The following is a 15,612-nucleotide window of genomic DNA, read 5'->3' as shown; positions in this document are numbered from 1 at the left end:
GACGCGGCCCAAATGGCTCCCCCGGCCTCGTTACGCAACCGCTCCGACCATATCGTGACGACGAAGCGCGTGGCGAAGCTGGTCATAGCTCAGCCCCAGCGCATCGGCGGTGGCGCGCTGGTTGAAGCGATTTTCGGCCAGCGCGCGCGTGAGCAATTCCTTTTCGAACCGCGCCACCCGGCTCTTGAAATCGGATGGACCAATCTCGCGGAGCGCGATCTCCTCCTCGTCTCCGGCGGGTAGTGGACGGTCCGCCTGGCGCGGTGCGGCGGGGGGCGGCGGCGCGCTCATGCCGGGCGAGCCGGGGCTGTAGGGCGAAACAAACGGATCGAATTCGATCGCGTCGACCGGATCGGTCAAATCCCAGCGATAAACCGCGCGCTCCACCACGTTGCGCAATTCGCGCACATTTCCCGGCCAGCGATATTCGAGCATCGCATCGAGCGCCGCCGGGCCGAAGCCCGTCCAGGATTCCCACCCCAGTTCCGCCGCCATGCGCCGCCCGAAGAAATCGGCCAGCACCGCGATATCGCCACGCCGCGCGCGGAGCGGCGGGAGGGTCACCACCTCGAACGACAGCCGATCGAGCAAGTCGGCGCGAAACTCGTTCCGCTCCACCTTGCCGGGCAGATGCTCGTTCGTTGCCGCGACGATCCGCACATCCACCTGCATCGGGCGCGACGCGCCGATCCGCGTCACCTCGCCATATTCGACCGCGCGCAAAAGGCGCTCCTGCGCCGCCATCGAAAGCGTGCCCAGTTCATCGAGGAACAAGGTGCCGCCATGCGCCTCCTCGAACCGCCCCGCCCGCGCCTTGGCCGCCCCGGTAAAGGCGCCCGCTTCATGCCCGAACAGTTCCGCCTCGATCAGCGTTTCGGGCAGCGCCGCGCAATTCATCACCACCAGCGGCTGATCCCAGCGCGGGCTCAGGCGATGAAGACGCTCGGCGACGAGTTCCTTGCCGGTCCCGCGTTCGCCGATGACGAGCACCGGGCGATCGAGCGCCGCCGCGCGGCTGGCACGCTCCAGCGCATCGAGGAATGCGCCCGATTGCCCGATAACCTGCGTGGTCCGTTCCATGCCAACATCTGGCGCAATTTCCCAACGCTTGGCAAGCATGACGCCGCGACTTTTTCGCGCGCCTGGCCAAAAGTCCTGGAAATCCGCCAAAAACAGAATTGGCACGCCATATGCTACGTACTGGGCAACCGCCGCATGGCGGAACCGCAGATCGTAATCGTGGAGGAATATATGACCAGCTTCAGCACCCTCGGCCGCACCTTCGCCGCCATCGCCCTCACCGCTCTCGCCAGCGCGTCGATGCTGTTCATGGCGGTCGGCCCGGCAAGCCAGGGAACCGCCGCCGAGGCGAGCGCGATCGCCCGTTCGATCGCGTAAATCGCCACCGCCGGGGCGCGCTCCCCCTCGCCCAGCCCCGGCGGAATGTTTATATCAACGGGGCAATCCTGGAGTTTCGTGAATGGGCATCTTTTCCCGCACCCGCGACATCTTTGCCGCGAACATGGCCGAGCTGCTCGACAAGGCGGAAGACCCGGCGAAGATGATCCGCATGATAATCCTCGAAATGGAGGAAACGCTGGTCGAGGTCCGCGCTTCAGCCGCCCGCACGATCGCCGACAGCAAGGAAATGCGCCGGCACATCGCCAAGCTGGAGTCGCTGGAGGCGAACTGGACGGAGAAGGCCGAACTCGCCCTTTCCAAGGATCGCGAGGATCTCGCCAAGGCCGCGCTGGTCGAGCGCCAGCGCGCCACCGGCATGGCCGATCAGCTTCGCGCCGAAGTGAAGGTGCTCGATGATGCGCTTCGCTCCTCGGAGGAGGATATCGCCAAGCTCCAGAACAAGCTGCGCGAGGCACGCGCCAAGCAGAACAATATCGCCACCCGGCTGGAAAGCGCCAACAACCGCACCCGGCTGCGCGAGATGTGGAACGGCCCGCGGACGCACGAGGCGTTCAGCCGCTTCGACATGCTGGAGCGCCGCGTGGACGAGGCCGAGGGGCGCGCCGACGCGATGGGCCTGGGCGCGCATCCCAAGACGCTCGACGAAGAAATCGCCGAGCTGAAATCCGCCGACAAGATTGATGCCGAGCTGGCCGCGCTGAAAGCCCGGCTGAACGCCCAACAGAATGGGGGGAATTGAGATGGAGGACGTGATCGTCCCGGTGTTCGTCTGCGGCATCCTGTTCATCGGATTGCCCTGGCTCATCATGCATTATGTCACCAAGTGGAAGCAGGCCCCCGGCGCGATGACGACCGAGGACGAGCAATTGCTCGACGAGCTTCACTCGCTCGCCCGCCGGCTTGAGGACCGCGTGAACACCGTCGAGCGGCTGGTCGCCGCCGACAACCCCGATTTCCGCCCTGGACTCACCGATTATGCGCGCGACCGCGACTATCGGCTGGAAGACCAGCATCAGAGGAGGAACTGATGGCCGAGGACAGCCCCACGAGATTCTATCTCGATAAGCAGAACGCGAAATGGAAAGGCGTCTGCGCCGGGATCGCGGACTATACCGGGATCGACCCGCTCTGGGTGCGCCTTGGCACCGCCGCGATGGTCTTCATCGCGCAGCAATGGTGGATCATCATCGCCTATATGGTGGTGGCCTGGGTGACGCCGAGGAAGCCGATCGGCCTCTACAACAACCGCGACGAGGAGAAATTCTGGCAGGGCGTGCGCTCCAATCCGAAGCGCACCACCGCCGAGGTCCGTTCCAAATTCCGCGAACTCGATCGCCGGCTGGCCGACATCGAGCTGCACTATACCAGCCGCAATACGCAACTCGCCAAAGAGATCGACAGCCTGCGCTGAAAAAGCGGGCGCGGCGCACGGAGAGAAACGCCATGCACGAATTCGGTTTTCTGGTGCCGATCGCGATCGTCGGGATCGTCTTCGGCAGCCGCGCCTTCCGCACCTGGGTGCAGGCGAAGCACGGCTATCCGCTGGACGATCATCGCCGGGGTCGCCGCAACCGCGCCGCCGCCTCCCTCGACGATCAGCGGCAGATCATGCTGCTGTCGAACGAGAACGAGAAGCTCACAGGGCAGATCGGACGGCTTGAGGAGCGGCTCGCCGTGCTGGAGCGGATCGCCACCGATCCCGCGACCCGCACCGCCGCCGAGATCGAAGCGCTGCGCGACCACTGAATACGAGGGGAAGAACGAATGAACGGCGCCGACAAGATCGAGCTTATCACCAGCATCGCCCCGATCATCACGATCATCGGCGTGGCGGGCGTGATCGGCTGGGTTCTCAACACATGGCTGCGGGTCCGCAACGGTTATCCGCTCGACGGGCAATGGGGACAGGCGCTCTATCCGAAGCGCGATGACGAGACGGTCGAGCGGGTGAGGCTGCTGACGCAGGAGAACGGCCAGCTTCGCGCGGAACTGGGCGCGATCAAGGACCGGCTGGCGAACGTCGAACGCATCGTGACCGACAGCGGCAACATGCTGAGCCACGAGATCGAGCGGCTGCGCGACGATCGCGAACTGAACTGACGCCGCAAGAACGGCGCGAATAGAAACGATTAGGCAAGGGAGCCTGGACGATGGGTCCGTTTTCGATGGTGGTGGCGATCGTGCTGATCGCGACACTGGGCAAGATTTTTTCGGAACGCTACAAGGCGCTCGGGCGCGAACAGCAGGGACAGATCGTGCCCCCGGCCGATCTGATCGCGGCGCGCGACGAGATCCGCCAGCTCAAGGAGCGCGTCGCCGTTCTTGAGCGTGTCATCACCGACAATCACGGCAGCCACGATCTGAGCCGTCAGATTGATGAACTGCGCGACCGTTGAACGAGGAGTCGAGCAATGACCGACCCGAGCTTCTATCTCACCATGGCATCCGCCGGGCTGGCGGGCCTCGCGATCCTGACCGCCGCGGCGCATTCGGGCTGGCGCGGCTGGCTCCAGCTCAAGCAGCAGCAGATGGTTATTGATAGCGAAATGCGCTCGCCCGGCACGCCCGGCGCCACCGCGCGGATCGAGATCGCCGACCTGAAGGAACGCATCCGCAAACTCGAAGCGATCGCTGCCGGCGTCGATCTGTAAACCGCATCGCGCCGTCGCTTGCCGCCATGCGGTTGCGGCGGCGGGTGCGAAGTTCTAGGCGGGCCGGTGATGGCCGACCGCACCAATCTTGCCGAGCTTTACGCCGAATATGATTTCCTCGACGCCGACGACCGTTATCGCCTGCTGATTGATCTGGGCCGCGCGCTGGAGCCGATGCCGGATGCGCTCAAGACGGATGCGACGCTGGTGCGCGGCTGCTCGGCGGCGGTGTGGGTCTATCCGCAGCAACGCGATGACGGCACGCTCCATTTCCTCGCAGACAGCAACGCGGCGATCACCAAGGGGATCATCGCGCTGGTGCTGGCGACGGTGCAGGATCGCAGCCCGGCTGAGGTAAGATCGACGGATATCGAAGCGGCGCTGGCCCCGTTCGAGCTGAAAGCACAGCTCAGTTCCAACCGGACGCAGGGCATCCCGAACATGATCGCGCTGATCCGCGATACCGCGAACCGGCTCGGCTGACCTCATTTCAGACGCGGAGCAGGAGGCGGGCGGCGAGCGCGCTTACGTCTTCGCCGCGATCCACCACCAGCCATTCGCCAGGGCGGCGCGTATCAATCACCGTCACCGCGTTTTTGGGACAAAGCCCGAGGCATTTCGTCTCGACGACACCGATCGTCGCCTTGCGGCCTTTGCCCAATCCCGGCGCTTTGCGCAGCACTTTCGCCAGCGGGGTGCGGCCCTTGCGGCCAAAGCCGCCGTCCAGCTTGCGCGAGCATTTGCCGCAAACCAGCGCCACGCCATGCCATCCCGCTCGCGCCTGCTTCACGCCGGGCGCCAGCTCTTGGCTTCTTCCGCGACGCGCAACACTTCATAGGCCGCCTGGATCGCCTGGAAACGGGTTGCGGCCTCGGCGTCACCGGGGCGCAGATCGGGATGATAGATTTTGGCAAGCCGCCGCCATGCGCCGCGCACCGCCTCGAAATCCGCATCCGATTCGAGTTCCAGCACCTCAAGCGCGCGCATCTCGTCGCGCGATCGCGTGCCGTCCCCCGGCCCGCCCCAGCTATAATGGCGCGCCTGCTCGAAGCCGGATGAGGTGCGCCGCTCCGCCGCCTCGCGCTCGGCGGCTTCTTCCGCATCCAGCCCCTCGAAATAATTCCATCCGCGATTGTATTCCGCCGCGTGACGCTCGCAGAAATACCAGCGATCGGGGCTGTTCGGGGATTTCGGCGCGGGGCAGTCGCCCGGCTCGTCACAGCCGTGACGATCGCAGATCCGCACCTGCTGCGCCTCACGCCCGGCGCCATAGCCACGCCAGCGGGGAAAGCCCCAATCATTGGTTCTGCTCGATCGCGCCATAGGCAAGCGACATAAGGCGATCGCGACGCGACGCAACCGCAAGACAGCGTGCCGTGTCGCAAGAAATGCCATGGGGCGCCCATCTTCGCCAACACCACCGGCGGTTTTATATAACTATTTTCAATGCATTAAGCGCGCCAGAGGGCCTGTAAGCCGGGTTTTGTCCATCCCGGCGAACCGGGATTGGGCGACCATTCCTCTAGGCCTGCCGTTACCGACAGGCTCAAGCAACCAACCCGGGCGACCGGCGGGAACACGCCGATATGCCGCCCCTATTCGGTCTTGCTCCCGGTGGGGTTTGCCATGCCGCCGCTGTTACCAGCCGCGCGGTGCGCTTTTACCGCACCCTTTCACCCTTGCCGCGCCCATTGCCGGGCGTTTGGCGGTCTGCTCTCTGTGGCACTTTCCCTGGGGTCACCCCCGGCGGGCGTTACCCGCCACCGTCGTTCCATGGAGCCCGGACTTTCCTCGCCCTCCCTTGCGGGAGGCCGCGGCCGCCCGGCCCTCTGGCGCGACGCCCTATTACTCATCTCCCTGCGGCTTGGGAAGAAGCAGCGCGAGCAGGATCATGCGACATTCGGCATCAATCTCCCCGTCGATCAACTCGGGGCGAAAACGGCGCTGGAACGCCACGATCGCCGCCATGGCATCGCTCACATCATAGCCGAAACGCTCCAGCGCGAGCAGGAAGCCGGACTGGCTCCACATCGGGTCCATCAGATTTCTGGTCGGGCGCGGCAGCGCGAGCCGCAAGCGCGCCAGCTTCCCCCAGGGGAACAACTCGCCCGGATCGCGCTTGCGCGCGGGCGCGATATCGGAATGGCCGACGATATTGCCGCGCGTGATCGCGTAACGATCCTTCAGATCATGAACCAGCCGGATCACCGCATCCATCTGTTCATCAGGAAACGGACGATAGCCGAATTCATGGCCGGGATTGACGATCTCGATCCCGAGCGAGGCGGAATTCACGTCATCGATCTCGCGCCAGTGCGAAGCCCCGGCGTGCCAGGCGCGCTTTTCATCCGCCACCAGCCGCAGGACAGTGCCGTCCTCCGCCACGACATAATGCGACGAAACCTTCGCCGCCGGATCGCGCAGCCGGGCGATCGCCGATTCGCCATCCTGCATTCCGGTATAGTGAAGCACGATCATCGTGATCGGCAGCGAGCGTTCGTCGAAATTGGGCGACGGCGCCTCGATGACCTTCATTGCCTTTCCCCGTGCCGGACGGCGCGAACCGCCCCCCGCGACCATGGCTAGCCCGATGCGGCCACGGAACCAAGGGGGGCCGCATGGCGAACGTGCTTATCCGCCGCTTCCGCCACGAGTTCGTAAAAACCGCGGAAGCGCTTGCTCGGCACGAACCGATCCGACAGGCCGATCACCGTCTCCCCCGCGCCCAGCATGAGCAGCCCGCCGGGACGCATCGCATCGGCAAGCCGGCTCAGCACGCGGGCGCGCAATGCCGGCGTCAGATAGAACAGCACATTGCGGCACAGGATCGCGTCGAACCGCCCGGCCGGCGGCGCGTCCGCGACGAGATTGTGGCGGCGATAGGATATCGCCGAACGAAGCGCGGGGATCGCGATCCAGTCGTTCCCCGCCTGCTCGAACCAGCGCAACATCCGGGTGACGGGCAAGCCGCGCTGTATCTCGAACTGGCTGTAGCGCGCGGCGCGGGCGCGGATCAGCGCGCTTTGCGATACGTCGCTCGCCAGCACCTCGGCCGCGATCCCGCGTTCGGCAAAGGCGATGGCGAGCGACAACGGCTCCTGCCCGAACGCGCACCCAGCCGACCACAGGCGCGGGCGATCGGCCCCGCTCTCCCGCACCGCATCGGCGAACGCATCAATGAGGCCGGAATCGCGGAAGAACGATGTCTCCTGATTGAGCAGCGCATCGACGATCCGCTCGCCCATCGCGGCGTCGCCGCCGACGCGCCACTGGCGAACGAGTTGCTCGATCGAGGCAAGGCGATAATCGGCGACCAGCGGCTTCAGCGCGACATCGACCCGCCAGGTGCGCGAGGACGAAAGCGATTGCCCGGTGCGCTGCTCCAGCAATGTGGCGAGCGCCGCGATCGCCTCATCGCTTACCTTCACCGGCTCAGGCAGATTGTTCATCGGCGCTGCACCTGCGCCGCGATCAACTCGCCAATCGCGTCAGGCGCCATCACCGCATCGGCATAGCCCGCCCCGGCGACGGCGCCCGGCATCCCCCAGACGACCGAGGATGCCTCGTCCTGCACCACCACCGTGCCGCCCGCCCGGCGCACCGCGATCGCGCCTTCCAGCCCGTCGCGCCCCATGCCGCTCAATATGATCGCAAGCATCCTCGGCCCGTAAACCTGCGCGAGCGAGGAGAGCATCGGATCAACGGACGGCATGTTGCCATTGGGCACCGGCTCCTCCGACAAGCGCACCGCGCAGCCGCTCTCCCCGATCGAAACCGCGACGATATGCGCATCGCCCGGCGCAACGACGATCCGCCCCGGCATCAGCCGCAGCCGATCAGTCGCCACTTCGCACGGGCGATTGCCGAGCACCGCCATCTGCGCGGCGAAATAGGGCGAGAAGGATGCCGGCAGATGCTGCGTAATCAGGATCGGGCGATCGAACGCCTTCGGCACGGCGCGCAATACGCCGGAAAGTGCATGGATTCCCCCGGTGGAGGCGCCGATCGCCACGACATCGAAGGGAGCGTTCGCGGGATGCGGCGCGAGCGGAAGGCATTCCTGCGGCATCGTGCGTTCGGTGAGCCGCATCATCCGATCGCGCAACACTTCCGCGAACGGCCCGACGAAGCCCGCCCCGCCCGGCTTCACCAGCGTATCCGCCGCACCCAGCGCCAGCGCCTGGACGGTCGCCGCCGCGCCCTGCTCGCAATTCGACGAGACCACGAGAATTCTGGCACCGTCCCCCACCGCAACCAGATCGGGAAGCCCGGTCAACCCATCGACCCCCGGCATTTCGAGATCGAGCAGGATGAGATCGACCCGCTCGCCAGCGAGAAAGGCGAGCGCGGCGGGAATATCCGCCACAGCCCCCGCGAGCACGAATTGCCCCCCTTCACGCGTCATCCGCGCCAACACCGCGCGCGCGACGGCTGAATCGTCGACGATCAATACGCGCGGCACATGTCGCGCGATTTTCCGGGATTGACGGTGCGATCCGTGCATCGGCTGCGCCCGATCAGACGATGCCGACGATCTGAAGCTTGCTTTCGAGCGTTTCCCGATCAAACGGTTTCATGACATATTCGTCGGCCCCCGCCTCGATCGCCGCGCGAATATGCGCGGTGCCGTTCTCGGTGGTGCAGAACACCACCTTCGGCCGCGACGCCAGCGCGGTTTCGTGCAGCGCGCGGAGAAATTCCATGCCGCTCATCACCGGCATGTTCCAATCGAGCAGGATCACATCGGGCGGTGTGGCGACGCAATGCTCCAGCGCCTCGCGCCCGTCGGCGGCTTCCGCCACCGCGAAATCCATCCCCTCCAGAATATGGCGGGCGACCTTGCGGATTACCTTGGAATCATCGACGACGAGGCACGATTTCATGATGCAATCCTGTTGGAGCGCAATATCGCGCACTCATCGCAGAGAGCGGTAACGGCAAGGTTAATCATGCCGCGCAGGAAACCAGCCGGGGAAGATCGAGCACCAGCATCGGCTCTCCATCGCGCAGCGCGGACCCAGCCGCCACGGCGGCCCAGCGATCGCCGATCGCGATGCCCGATGTGAGAGGCATGACCTCCATCGGCGCCACATCCTCCATATTGTCGAGCAAAACCGCGTAAAGCTGGCCATCTACTGCCGTGATAACCGCACGATGGCGCCCGCCCGCCGGCGCGGAGAGGCCGAGTATCCGCCAGCTATCAATCACCGTGACGACCCGGCTGCGCAGCGCGGTCAAGCCGCGCACCGCCGGGGCCGCGCCGGGCGCGGGCACGACATCATCGACATCCACCACCGCCTCCACCTGCGCGGCGTTGAACAGCACCCCCCGCCCGCCGAGATAGCCGATCAGATGCAGTTCACCGTCGCTCATGCCGCATTCCCCAGCGCATCGACCAGCGCGACACGATCATAGCGATACAATGGATCGGCAGGTGTGCGGCCAAGCCGGATCACCCGAGCCTCACCGGCCCCGACCTCATCCTCATCATCCATCGCGAGCATCACATCGGCCACCTCGCCCACGCCCAGGCGCCGGACCACGCGATATCCAGCCGCTTCGATCGAAGGCTTGAGGAATATCTCCATCCATCCCGCTTCCGCGCCGCAAAGCAGGCAGAGCGGAGCGCCGCGAGCACGCGATGCCGCCTCGGTCAACATCAGCGGATCAATCACTTCGACCGGCTCGCCCCCGATCATCGCGATGCCCGCGACCACGCCATGGACGGCGGCAGGCGATATCTCGGGCGGAAGGGAGACGATCTCGATCGCCTCGCGCACCGGATAGGCCAGCGCGCCAAGCTCGTCGTCCAGCCGCAATACCGACCAGCCACGTTCCGGCGCGCGCGGGGCGGCGGCGCAGACCAGCCGGATCGCCTGCTCCCCGCTCGTCATCCACCATTGGCCGGCGCCTTCATGGACAGCTTCAACGGGCAAAGGCTCGATGCGATTGACCGCCGCGAGCGCGAGCGCACGACGGCGACCATCGATATCGTCGAACAGCAGCGCCTTGACGCCCTCCTCCACCGGCGCCTGAACCAGGGCCTCATCCTCGCGCTCGATGGCGGAGAATTGCAGGCCCGCCACACTGGCAAGCCCGGCGACATCGAGAAGCAGCATCGGCCTGCCGCTATCGGGCAGTGTCTGCCCGGCATAGACGCCCGCGCGCATCACCGCCGGGGCGGCTGGCTTGATGACCAGTTCCTCGGTGTCGAGCACCGCATCCACCGCCAGCGCGTAGCTCCCGCCCGGACCATCCAGCACGATCAGCAGCGACGGCAGGTCGCGTGGCAGACCGAGCACCGCGTCAAGCTCGACAACCGGCAACCGGCGATCGCGGATCGTGGCGATCCGGGCATCCCCGATCATATCAATCCGCACGATTTCGGCGCGGGTCGAAACGATCTCATCCACCGCCTGTCGCGGCAGCGCGAACGCCTGGCCGCGCGCCTCGACGATCACTGCCGAGAGGATCGCCAGCGTCAGCGGCACTTCCAGCGTGATGCTGAGGCCGCGCCCTGGCCGGTTGGCGATCGAGATGCGCCCGCCGATCTGCTCGACATTGGTGCGCACCACGTCCATCCCGACACCGCGCCCCGATGTATCGGTGACGATATCGCGGCTTGTCAGCCCCGGCTCGAAGATCAGTTCCAGCCGGGCACGTTCGCTCATCCGGCGAAGTTCCGCGTCGCGCGTCGGGTCCATCGCCAGCGCGCGCGCGACGAGCAGATCGGCGTCGATCCCGCGCCCGTCGTCCGCGATCTCGACAAGGATGCGATTGCCCGATTGGCGCGCCGAAACGGTGAGCCGCCCGGATTCCCGCTTGCCAGCCGAGCGGCGCTGCGCCGGGCTTTCGATCCCGTGATCTATCGCATTGCGCACCATGTGGATCAGCGGATCGCGCAGAAGCTCGATCATCTCGCGATCAAGCTCCACGGCGCCGCCGTCTATCGTGAGGGCAACCTGTTTGCCCAGTGCCGCAGCCGTATCGCGCACAACGCGCGGAAGCGCCGAGAACAGCGCGTCGACCGTCTGCATCCGCGTGCGGGTCACCGTATCGCGCAGTTCGGCCACGGTGTGCGAAAGCCGATCGAGCGTCGCGCCGATCGAAAGCTCCTCATTGTCGCGCAGCCGCCGCGCCAGTTCATTGCGCGCCAGCACCATTTCCGAAACGCCGTTCATCATGCGATCGAGCAGATCGACCGACAGCCGGATGCTGCGCGTCTGCCCGCGCGCGCTGGGCGAGCCGGTCTGCGCGATCAGCGCGATGCCGTCGCCGTCGCCGTCGTCCCCCTCGCCCGGCCCGGCATATTGCGAATCGAGCGCGGCGATCAGCGCATCCTCACCGCTGTCGTCGAGCGACACGCCGGCGTCGATCGCCTCGACGATCTCTCCGATCCGGTCGACGATCGACAGCACCGCGTTGACCAGCGCGCTATCGGGCAGGCGCTCGCCCGAGCGAACCGCCGCCAGAACATCCTCCGCGGCGTGGCTGAGCCGTCCGACGCGCGGCAAATCCAGAAAGCCGCAACTTCCCTTCACCGTATGGACGAAGCGAAAGATCGCATCCAGCCGCGCGCCATCGGCCGGATCGGCTTCCCAGGCGACGATCTCGCCCGCGATCGCTTCTAGCGATTCACGGGTTTCGGCGATGAATTCCGGCAGCAAATCATCCATGGCGCGCCGATCCTGCACCGGCGACGGTTAAGGCAGTGTTTACCGCGCATGGAGCGTCGCGCCGAACAGCAGCACGTTATCGGCGGGCGCGCTTACCTGCACCGAGCCGCCCGTTTCCGCCGCGAGCGAATGGACGAGATAGGCCGCGGCGCTGCGCGGCGTCACTTCGCGTCCATCCGCGCCCGCGATCAGCGCAAGCCGCAGTTCGTCGTCAAGGATGACGCGCGGGCCTTCCGCCTTCAGCACGATCTCGATCACCCCGCCATTATCCTCGCCGCCGATCGCCAGCGTGCCGCCGCGCACCAGCGCGTCGCCCGCGATCATCGCAAGGTTCAGCAGCACCTTGATCGCGGTCTTGGGAAACGCCGGCTCCTCGACCAGCCACTGCAATTCGAGGCGCTTGTTATCGCCAAGCAGCCCTTCGATCGCGACCTGCGCCTCACGGGTGTCCACCTGGTCACCAAAGCCGCCGCCGGCGCCGAAGGCGAGGCGGAAGAATTTCAGCTTGTTGGCGGAGGCGCGCGCGCTGTCGTTCAGCAATTCGAGGCAGCGATCGCGCATCGCCGGATCGGTTTCGTCGGCAAGCAACTCCAGCCCGTTGTTCAGCGCGCCCACGGGGGACAGCAGGTCGTGACACAGCCGCGAACACAGCAGGCTGGCAAAATCGACCGGGCTGATCGTCATATTCGTCCCTTTCCGGCTTCGACGGGCGCCGAAGTGGCCGGCGTTGTGGCGAAGCGCGGAGTCACGCGCAAGCCTCGTCCACCACGATATTCAACGGATCGAAGCGACCGTGCATCGCCCCGTCGCTGACGGCGCGCCACGCCCGAACCTCGCCGTCGCCGCCCACGATCAGCCACAATGCGCCATCGGCGGCGGCCCGCGCCGCATCGGTGACAGACGGCATGGCGTCACCCGACGGATGGGAATGATAGTTGCCGATCACCGCGCCGCCCCCGCCGCGCGCCGCGCGGTGGGCGGCGAGCAGGGCAGCCGGATCAATCTCGAAGCGGATCGCCGGCGTGGGGTGAACATTGCCGCACGCCTGCGCCCGGATGCGGCCATCGCGCGCGCGCAGCAGCAGGCCGCATATCTCGTTCCGGCTCGCCGCCGCGTCTGCGATGAGCCGTTCGAGCAACGATCTTGAAATCGGGGGCGTCCTATCCATCTAAGACACAATGGACCGGGGGATCACTGTCATTCAAGCGACGATCGCCGCGGGCGCCGATGGCTGGCGGCTCGATCGCGCGCTTGCGGATGCCGTCCCCACGCTTTCGCGGGAACGGCTGAAGGTGCTGATCGCGGGCGGCAAGGTCGTGCGCGACGGGCAACTCGTCCGCGAACCGGCGCGAAAGGCAAGCGCCGGCGAGATTTTCGCGGTGTCCGTCCCCGATCCGGTGCCCGCGCATAACGAGGCACAGGATATCCCGCTCGTCATCGCGTTCGAGGATGAGCATCTGATCGTCGTCGACAAGCCCGCCGGGCTGGTCGTCCATCCGGCGGCGGGCAACCTCGACGGCACTTTGGTCAACGCGCTGCTGCATCATTGCCAGGGATCGCTTTCGGGCATCGGCGGGGTCGCGCGGCCCGGCATCGTCCACCGGATCGACAAGGATACTTCCGGGCTGATGGTGGCGGCGAAAACCGATCGCGCGCACGAGGGGCTGGCAAAGCAGTTCGCCGATCATTCGATCGACCGGCGCTATCTGGCGATCGTTTCGGGGCATCCGATGCCGCCGGCGGGCAGCGTCGACGCGCCGCTCGCGCGCAGCCCGCAGAACCGCAAGAAGATCGCGATCGTCCGCACCGGCAAACGCGCGGTGACGCATTATCGCACGGTGGAGCGGCTGCGCGCCGCCGCGCTGGTGGAATGCCGGCTCGAAACCGGGCGGACGCATCAGGTGCGCGTGCATATGGCCTCGATCGGCCATCCGCTGCTCGGCGATCCGGTCTATGGCCGGACGAAGCAGGCGCATCGTCAGATTCTCGAAACGCTCGGTTTCAAGCGACAGGCCTTGCACGCCGCGCGGCTGGGGTTCATTCATCCTATAACAAAAAGTGCTTTATCATTCGAAAGCGCGATGCCTGCTGACATGCAGGAACTGTTCATTCAGCTCAACGTATAGATCAGGGAAGCGACGCGGCGCCCCGTTGGGGCCGCGAACTTTCCGGGAAAGGGAAAGGGTAGGATCATGGCAAACCGCAGCAACGTCCCCGCGACGATCCCTGCGCTCGGCGGAGAGCAGAGTCTCAACCGCTATCTCGCCGAGATCAAGAAGTTCCCCATCCTGGCGCCCGAGCAGGAATATATGCTCGCGAAGCGTTTTCAGGAGCACGGCGATACCGAGGCTGCGGCGCAGCTCGTCACCTCGCACCTCCGGCTCGTCGCCAAGATCGCGATGGGTTATCGCGGCTATGGCCTGCCGGTCAGCGAGCTGATTTCCGAAGGCAATATCGGCCTGATGCAGGGCGTGAAGAAATTCGAGCCCGATCGCGGCTTCCGCCTCGCCACTTATGCGATGTGGTGGATCAGGGCCTCGATCCAGGAGTTCATCCTGCGTTCGTGGAGCCTCGTGAAGATGGGTACCACCGCGGCGCAGAAGAAATTGTTCTTCAATCTGCGCCGCATGAAGGCCCGGCTCGACGCGTTCGAGGACGGCGACCTTCGCCCCGAGGACGTGCAGAAGATCGCGACCGATCTCGGCGTGACCGAGGCGGATGTCGTCAGCATGAATCGCCGCATGGCGATGGGCGGCGACACCAGCCTCAACGTGCCGATGCGCGAGGATGGCGAAGGCCAGTGGCAGGATTGGCTGGCGGATGACGCACCATTGCAGGATGCGGTGGTGGCAGACGCGCAGGAAGCCGATGTGCGCCATGAAATGCTCGTCTCCGCGATGGATGATCTGAACGATCGCGAGAAGCACATCCTGACCGAGCGCCGCCTGACCGACGACCCCAAGACGCTGGAGGAGCTTTCGCAGGTCTATGGCGTCAGCCGCGAACGCGTTCGCCAGATCGAGGTGCGCGCGTTCGAGAAGCTGCAAAAGGCGATGATGCGCCTTGCGGGCGAAAAGCGGCTGCTGGCGGCCTGATCTGGCGGCGCACGACGGAGCATTGCTGGCGATCATGTTGCTCGGCTAACGCTGACGAATGATCGCTCGTCTGCTTCGTATCTGCGGCAAGGCCGCCTTGTGGTTCGTCGGGCTGTCGGTGCTGTGGGTCGCGATCCTGCGCTTCGTGCCGACGCCGTTCACCTTCACCATGCTGGGCGATATGCTTTCCGGGCATTCGATCACCAAGCAATGGCGACCGCTGAGCGAGATCGACCCCAATATGGCGCGCGCGGCGATCGCGGGCGAAGATGCGCGCTTCTGCTCGCACCACGGCTTTGATTTCAAGGCGATCGCGGGCGCGGCCTATCGCAACGCGGAGGGGAAACGCATCCGCGGCGGCTCCACCATCAGCCAGCAGACGGCGAAGAATGTCTTCCTGTTTCAGGGCGGCGGCTATGTCCGCAAGGCGTTCGAGGCGTGGTTCACGATGCTTATCGAAGCGATCTGGGGCAAGCGGCGGATCATGGAAATGTATCTGAACGTCGCGGAGACCGGGATCGGCACCTATGGCGCCGAAGCCGGCGCGATGCGCTATTTCAACCATTCGGCAGCGCACCTTACGCCGCTGGAGGCCGCGCGCATCGCGGCGGTGCTGCCGCTACCCAAGAAGCGCGAGGCGGTGGACCCGAACGGCTTCGTGCGGCGCCATGGCAATGCGCTCGCGCGCTATGTCGGCATCGTGAAGCGCGATGGGCTCGACGCCTGCCTGAAATAACCGTTCACCCAGGGCAACACGCCCGCTCCCTT

General features: G+C 65.7%; 23 protein-coding genes and 1 other RNA gene. 12 read left to right on the top strand and 12 right to left on the bottom strand.

Features of this window, described 5'->3' with window-relative positions; genetic code table 11:
• Positions 1 to 30: 30 nt before the first annotated feature.
• Positions 31 to 1,080 carry a phage shock protein operon transcriptional activator gene (gene pspF / locus Q0316_RS14555; RefSeq protein ID WP_298673747.1) on the bottom strand — a complete coding sequence of 350 codons (1,050 nt, stop codon included), beginning with the start codon at positions 1,078 to 1,080 and terminating at the stop codon, positions 31 to 33.
• Between pspF and Q0316_RS14550 the strand changes: the two genes are divergently transcribed.
• The 9 genes from Q0316_RS14550 (at position 1,051) to Q0316_RS14510 (ending at position 4,556) form a co-directional block, all read left to right on the top strand.
• Positions 1,051 to 1,398, top strand: coding sequence for a hypothetical protein (locus Q0316_RS14550; protein WP_298673743.1), 348 nt, complete (start codon positions 1,051 to 1,053; stop codon positions 1,396 to 1,398). The two genes, pspF and Q0316_RS14550, sit on opposite strands and share 30 nt — an antisense overlap.
• A gap of 82 nt (positions 1,399 to 1,480) precedes the next feature.
• On the top strand, positions 1,481 to 2,161 hold the full coding sequence (pspA, locus tag Q0316_RS14545; protein ID WP_298673741.1) for a phage shock protein PspA: 681 nt from the start codon (positions 1,481 to 1,483) through the stop codon (positions 2,159 to 2,161).
• Position 2,162: 1 nt separating this feature from the next.
• Complete coding sequence (gene pspB / locus Q0316_RS14540; RefSeq protein ID WP_298673738.1) at positions 2,163 to 2,450, top strand: envelope stress response membrane protein PspB; 288 nt, start codon at positions 2,163 to 2,165, stop codon at positions 2,448 to 2,450.
• Positions 2,450 to 2,833 carry an envelope stress response membrane protein PspC gene (pspC, locus tag Q0316_RS14535; protein ID WP_298673735.1) on the top strand — a complete coding sequence of 128 codons (384 nt, stop codon included), beginning with the start codon at positions 2,450 to 2,452 and terminating at the stop codon, positions 2,831 to 2,833. Before pspB ends, pspC begins: the two co-directional genes overlap by 1 nt.
• Positions 2,834 to 2,865: 32 nt before the next feature.
• The gene (locus Q0316_RS14530; protein ID WP_298673734.1) at positions 2,866 to 3,168 is read left to right on the top strand and encodes a hypothetical protein; all 303 of its coding nucleotides are present in this window, start codon (positions 2,866 to 2,868) and stop codon (positions 3,166 to 3,168) included.
• Positions 3,169 to 3,186: 18 nt separating this feature from the next.
• Positions 3,187 to 3,522 (top strand): hypothetical protein, encoded by a 336-nt coding sequence (locus Q0316_RS14525; protein WP_298673732.1) that lies wholly within the window; start codon positions 3,187 to 3,189, stop codon positions 3,520 to 3,522.
• Positions 3,523 to 3,572: 50 nt separating this feature from the next.
• Positions 3,573 to 3,818, top strand: a complete 246-nt coding sequence (locus Q0316_RS14520) for a hypothetical protein (RefSeq protein WP_298673729.1) — start codon at positions 3,573 to 3,575, stop codon at positions 3,816 to 3,818.
• Positions 3,819 to 3,833: 15 nt separating this feature from the next.
• On the top strand, positions 3,834 to 4,073 hold the full coding sequence (locus Q0316_RS14515; RefSeq protein WP_298673728.1) for a hypothetical protein: 240 nt from the start codon (positions 3,834 to 3,836) through the stop codon (positions 4,071 to 4,073).
• Positions 4,074 to 4,142: 69 nt separating this feature from the next.
• Complete coding sequence (locus tag Q0316_RS14510) at positions 4,143 to 4,556, top strand: SufE family protein (RefSeq protein ID WP_298673725.1); 414 nt, start codon at positions 4,143 to 4,145, stop codon at positions 4,554 to 4,556.
• Between the two features lie 7 nt (positions 4,557 to 4,563).
• Here the strand turns inward: Q0316_RS14510 and Q0316_RS14505 are convergent, their stop codons facing one another.
• From Q0316_RS14505 to Q0316_RS14455, 11 genes are all read right to left on the bottom strand, one after another.
• Positions 4,564 to 4,863: a (2Fe-2S) ferredoxin domain-containing protein gene (locus Q0316_RS14505; RefSeq protein WP_298673724.1), complete on the bottom strand. Its 300-nt coding sequence runs from the start codon at positions 4,861 to 4,863 to the stop codon at positions 4,564 to 4,566.
• Positions 4,860 to 5,396 (bottom strand): J domain-containing protein, encoded by a 537-nt coding sequence (locus Q0316_RS14500; protein ID WP_298673722.1) that lies wholly within the window; start codon positions 5,394 to 5,396, stop codon positions 4,860 to 4,862. Before Q0316_RS14500 ends, Q0316_RS14505 begins: the two co-directional genes overlap by 4 nt.
• 133 nt (positions 5,397 to 5,529) lie before the next feature.
• An RNA gene (gene rnpB, locus Q0316_RS14495) (RNase P RNA component class A) lies at positions 5,530 to 5,906 on the bottom strand.
• A gap of 12 nt (positions 5,907 to 5,918) precedes the next feature.
• Positions 5,919 to 6,608: an N-acetylmuramoyl-L-alanine amidase gene (locus Q0316_RS14490; protein ID WP_298673720.1), complete on the bottom strand. Its 690-nt coding sequence runs from the start codon at positions 6,606 to 6,608 to the stop codon at positions 5,919 to 5,921.
• A 47-nt stretch (positions 6,609 to 6,655) separates the two neighbouring features.
• The gene (locus tag Q0316_RS14485; RefSeq protein WP_298673718.1) at positions 6,656 to 7,522 is read right to left on the bottom strand and encodes a protein-glutamate O-methyltransferase CheR; all 867 of its coding nucleotides are present in this window, start codon (positions 7,520 to 7,522) and stop codon (positions 6,656 to 6,658) included.
• Complete coding sequence (locus Q0316_RS14480; protein WP_367179698.1) at positions 7,519 to 8,535, bottom strand: chemotaxis protein CheB; 1,017 nt, start codon at positions 8,533 to 8,535, stop codon at positions 7,519 to 7,521. Before Q0316_RS14480 ends, Q0316_RS14485 begins: the two co-directional genes overlap by 4 nt.
• A 55-nt stretch (positions 8,536 to 8,590) precedes the next feature.
• Complete coding sequence (locus Q0316_RS14475; RefSeq protein WP_298673713.1) at positions 8,591 to 8,956, bottom strand: response regulator; 366 nt, start codon at positions 8,954 to 8,956, stop codon at positions 8,591 to 8,593.
• A 64-nt stretch (positions 8,957 to 9,020) separates the two neighbouring features.
• Positions 9,021 to 9,446 (bottom strand): chemotaxis protein CheW, encoded by a 426-nt coding sequence (locus Q0316_RS14470; protein WP_298673712.1) that lies wholly within the window; start codon positions 9,444 to 9,446, stop codon positions 9,021 to 9,023.
• Complete coding sequence (locus Q0316_RS14465) at positions 9,443 to 11,749, bottom strand: chemotaxis protein CheW (RefSeq protein WP_298673711.1); 2,307 nt, start codon at positions 11,747 to 11,749, stop codon at positions 9,443 to 9,445. Before Q0316_RS14465 ends, Q0316_RS14470 begins: the two co-directional genes overlap by 4 nt.
• Before the next feature lie 39 nt (positions 11,750 to 11,788).
• Entirely contained in the window at positions 11,789 to 12,433 is a 645-nt protein-coding gene (locus Q0316_RS14460; protein WP_298673710.1) for a histidine phosphotransferase family protein, read from the bottom strand.
• Positions 12,434 to 12,494: 61 nt separating this feature from the next.
• Entirely contained in the window at positions 12,495 to 12,917 is a 423-nt protein-coding gene (locus Q0316_RS14455; RefSeq protein ID WP_298673709.1) for a Mov34/MPN/PAD-1 family protein, read from the bottom strand.
• 10 nt (positions 12,918 to 12,927) lie between these two features.
• Here Q0316_RS14455 and Q0316_RS14450 point away from each other — a divergent pair, with 10 nt between their 5' ends.
• The 3 genes from Q0316_RS14450 (at position 12,928) to mtgA (ending at position 15,580) form a co-directional block, all read left to right on the top strand.
• A complete protein-coding gene (locus tag Q0316_RS14450) occupies positions 12,928 to 13,875 on the top strand; it encodes an RluA family pseudouridine synthase (RefSeq protein ID WP_298673708.1) in 948 nt (315 codons plus the stop codon).
• A 66-nt stretch (positions 13,876 to 13,941) separates the two neighbouring features.
• Positions 13,942 to 14,844, top strand: a complete 903-nt coding sequence (gene rpoH, locus Q0316_RS14445; protein ID WP_298673707.1) for an RNA polymerase sigma factor RpoH — start codon at positions 13,942 to 13,944, stop codon at positions 14,842 to 14,844.
• A 58-nt stretch (positions 14,845 to 14,902) separates the two neighbouring features.
• Positions 14,903 to 15,580, top strand: coding sequence for a monofunctional biosynthetic peptidoglycan transglycosylase (mtgA, locus tag Q0316_RS14440; protein ID WP_298673704.1), 678 nt, complete (start codon positions 14,903 to 14,905; stop codon positions 15,578 to 15,580).
• Positions 15,581 to 15,612: the final 32 nt, after the last annotated feature.

The sequence above is a fragment of the uncultured Sphingomonas sp. genome, assembly GCF_937871615.1.
In the GTDB taxonomy this organism is placed as follows: domain Bacteria; phylum Pseudomonadota; class Alphaproteobacteria; order Sphingomonadales; family Sphingomonadaceae; genus Sphingomonas.
This window is presented reverse-complemented; position numbering and strand designations above follow the sequence as displayed.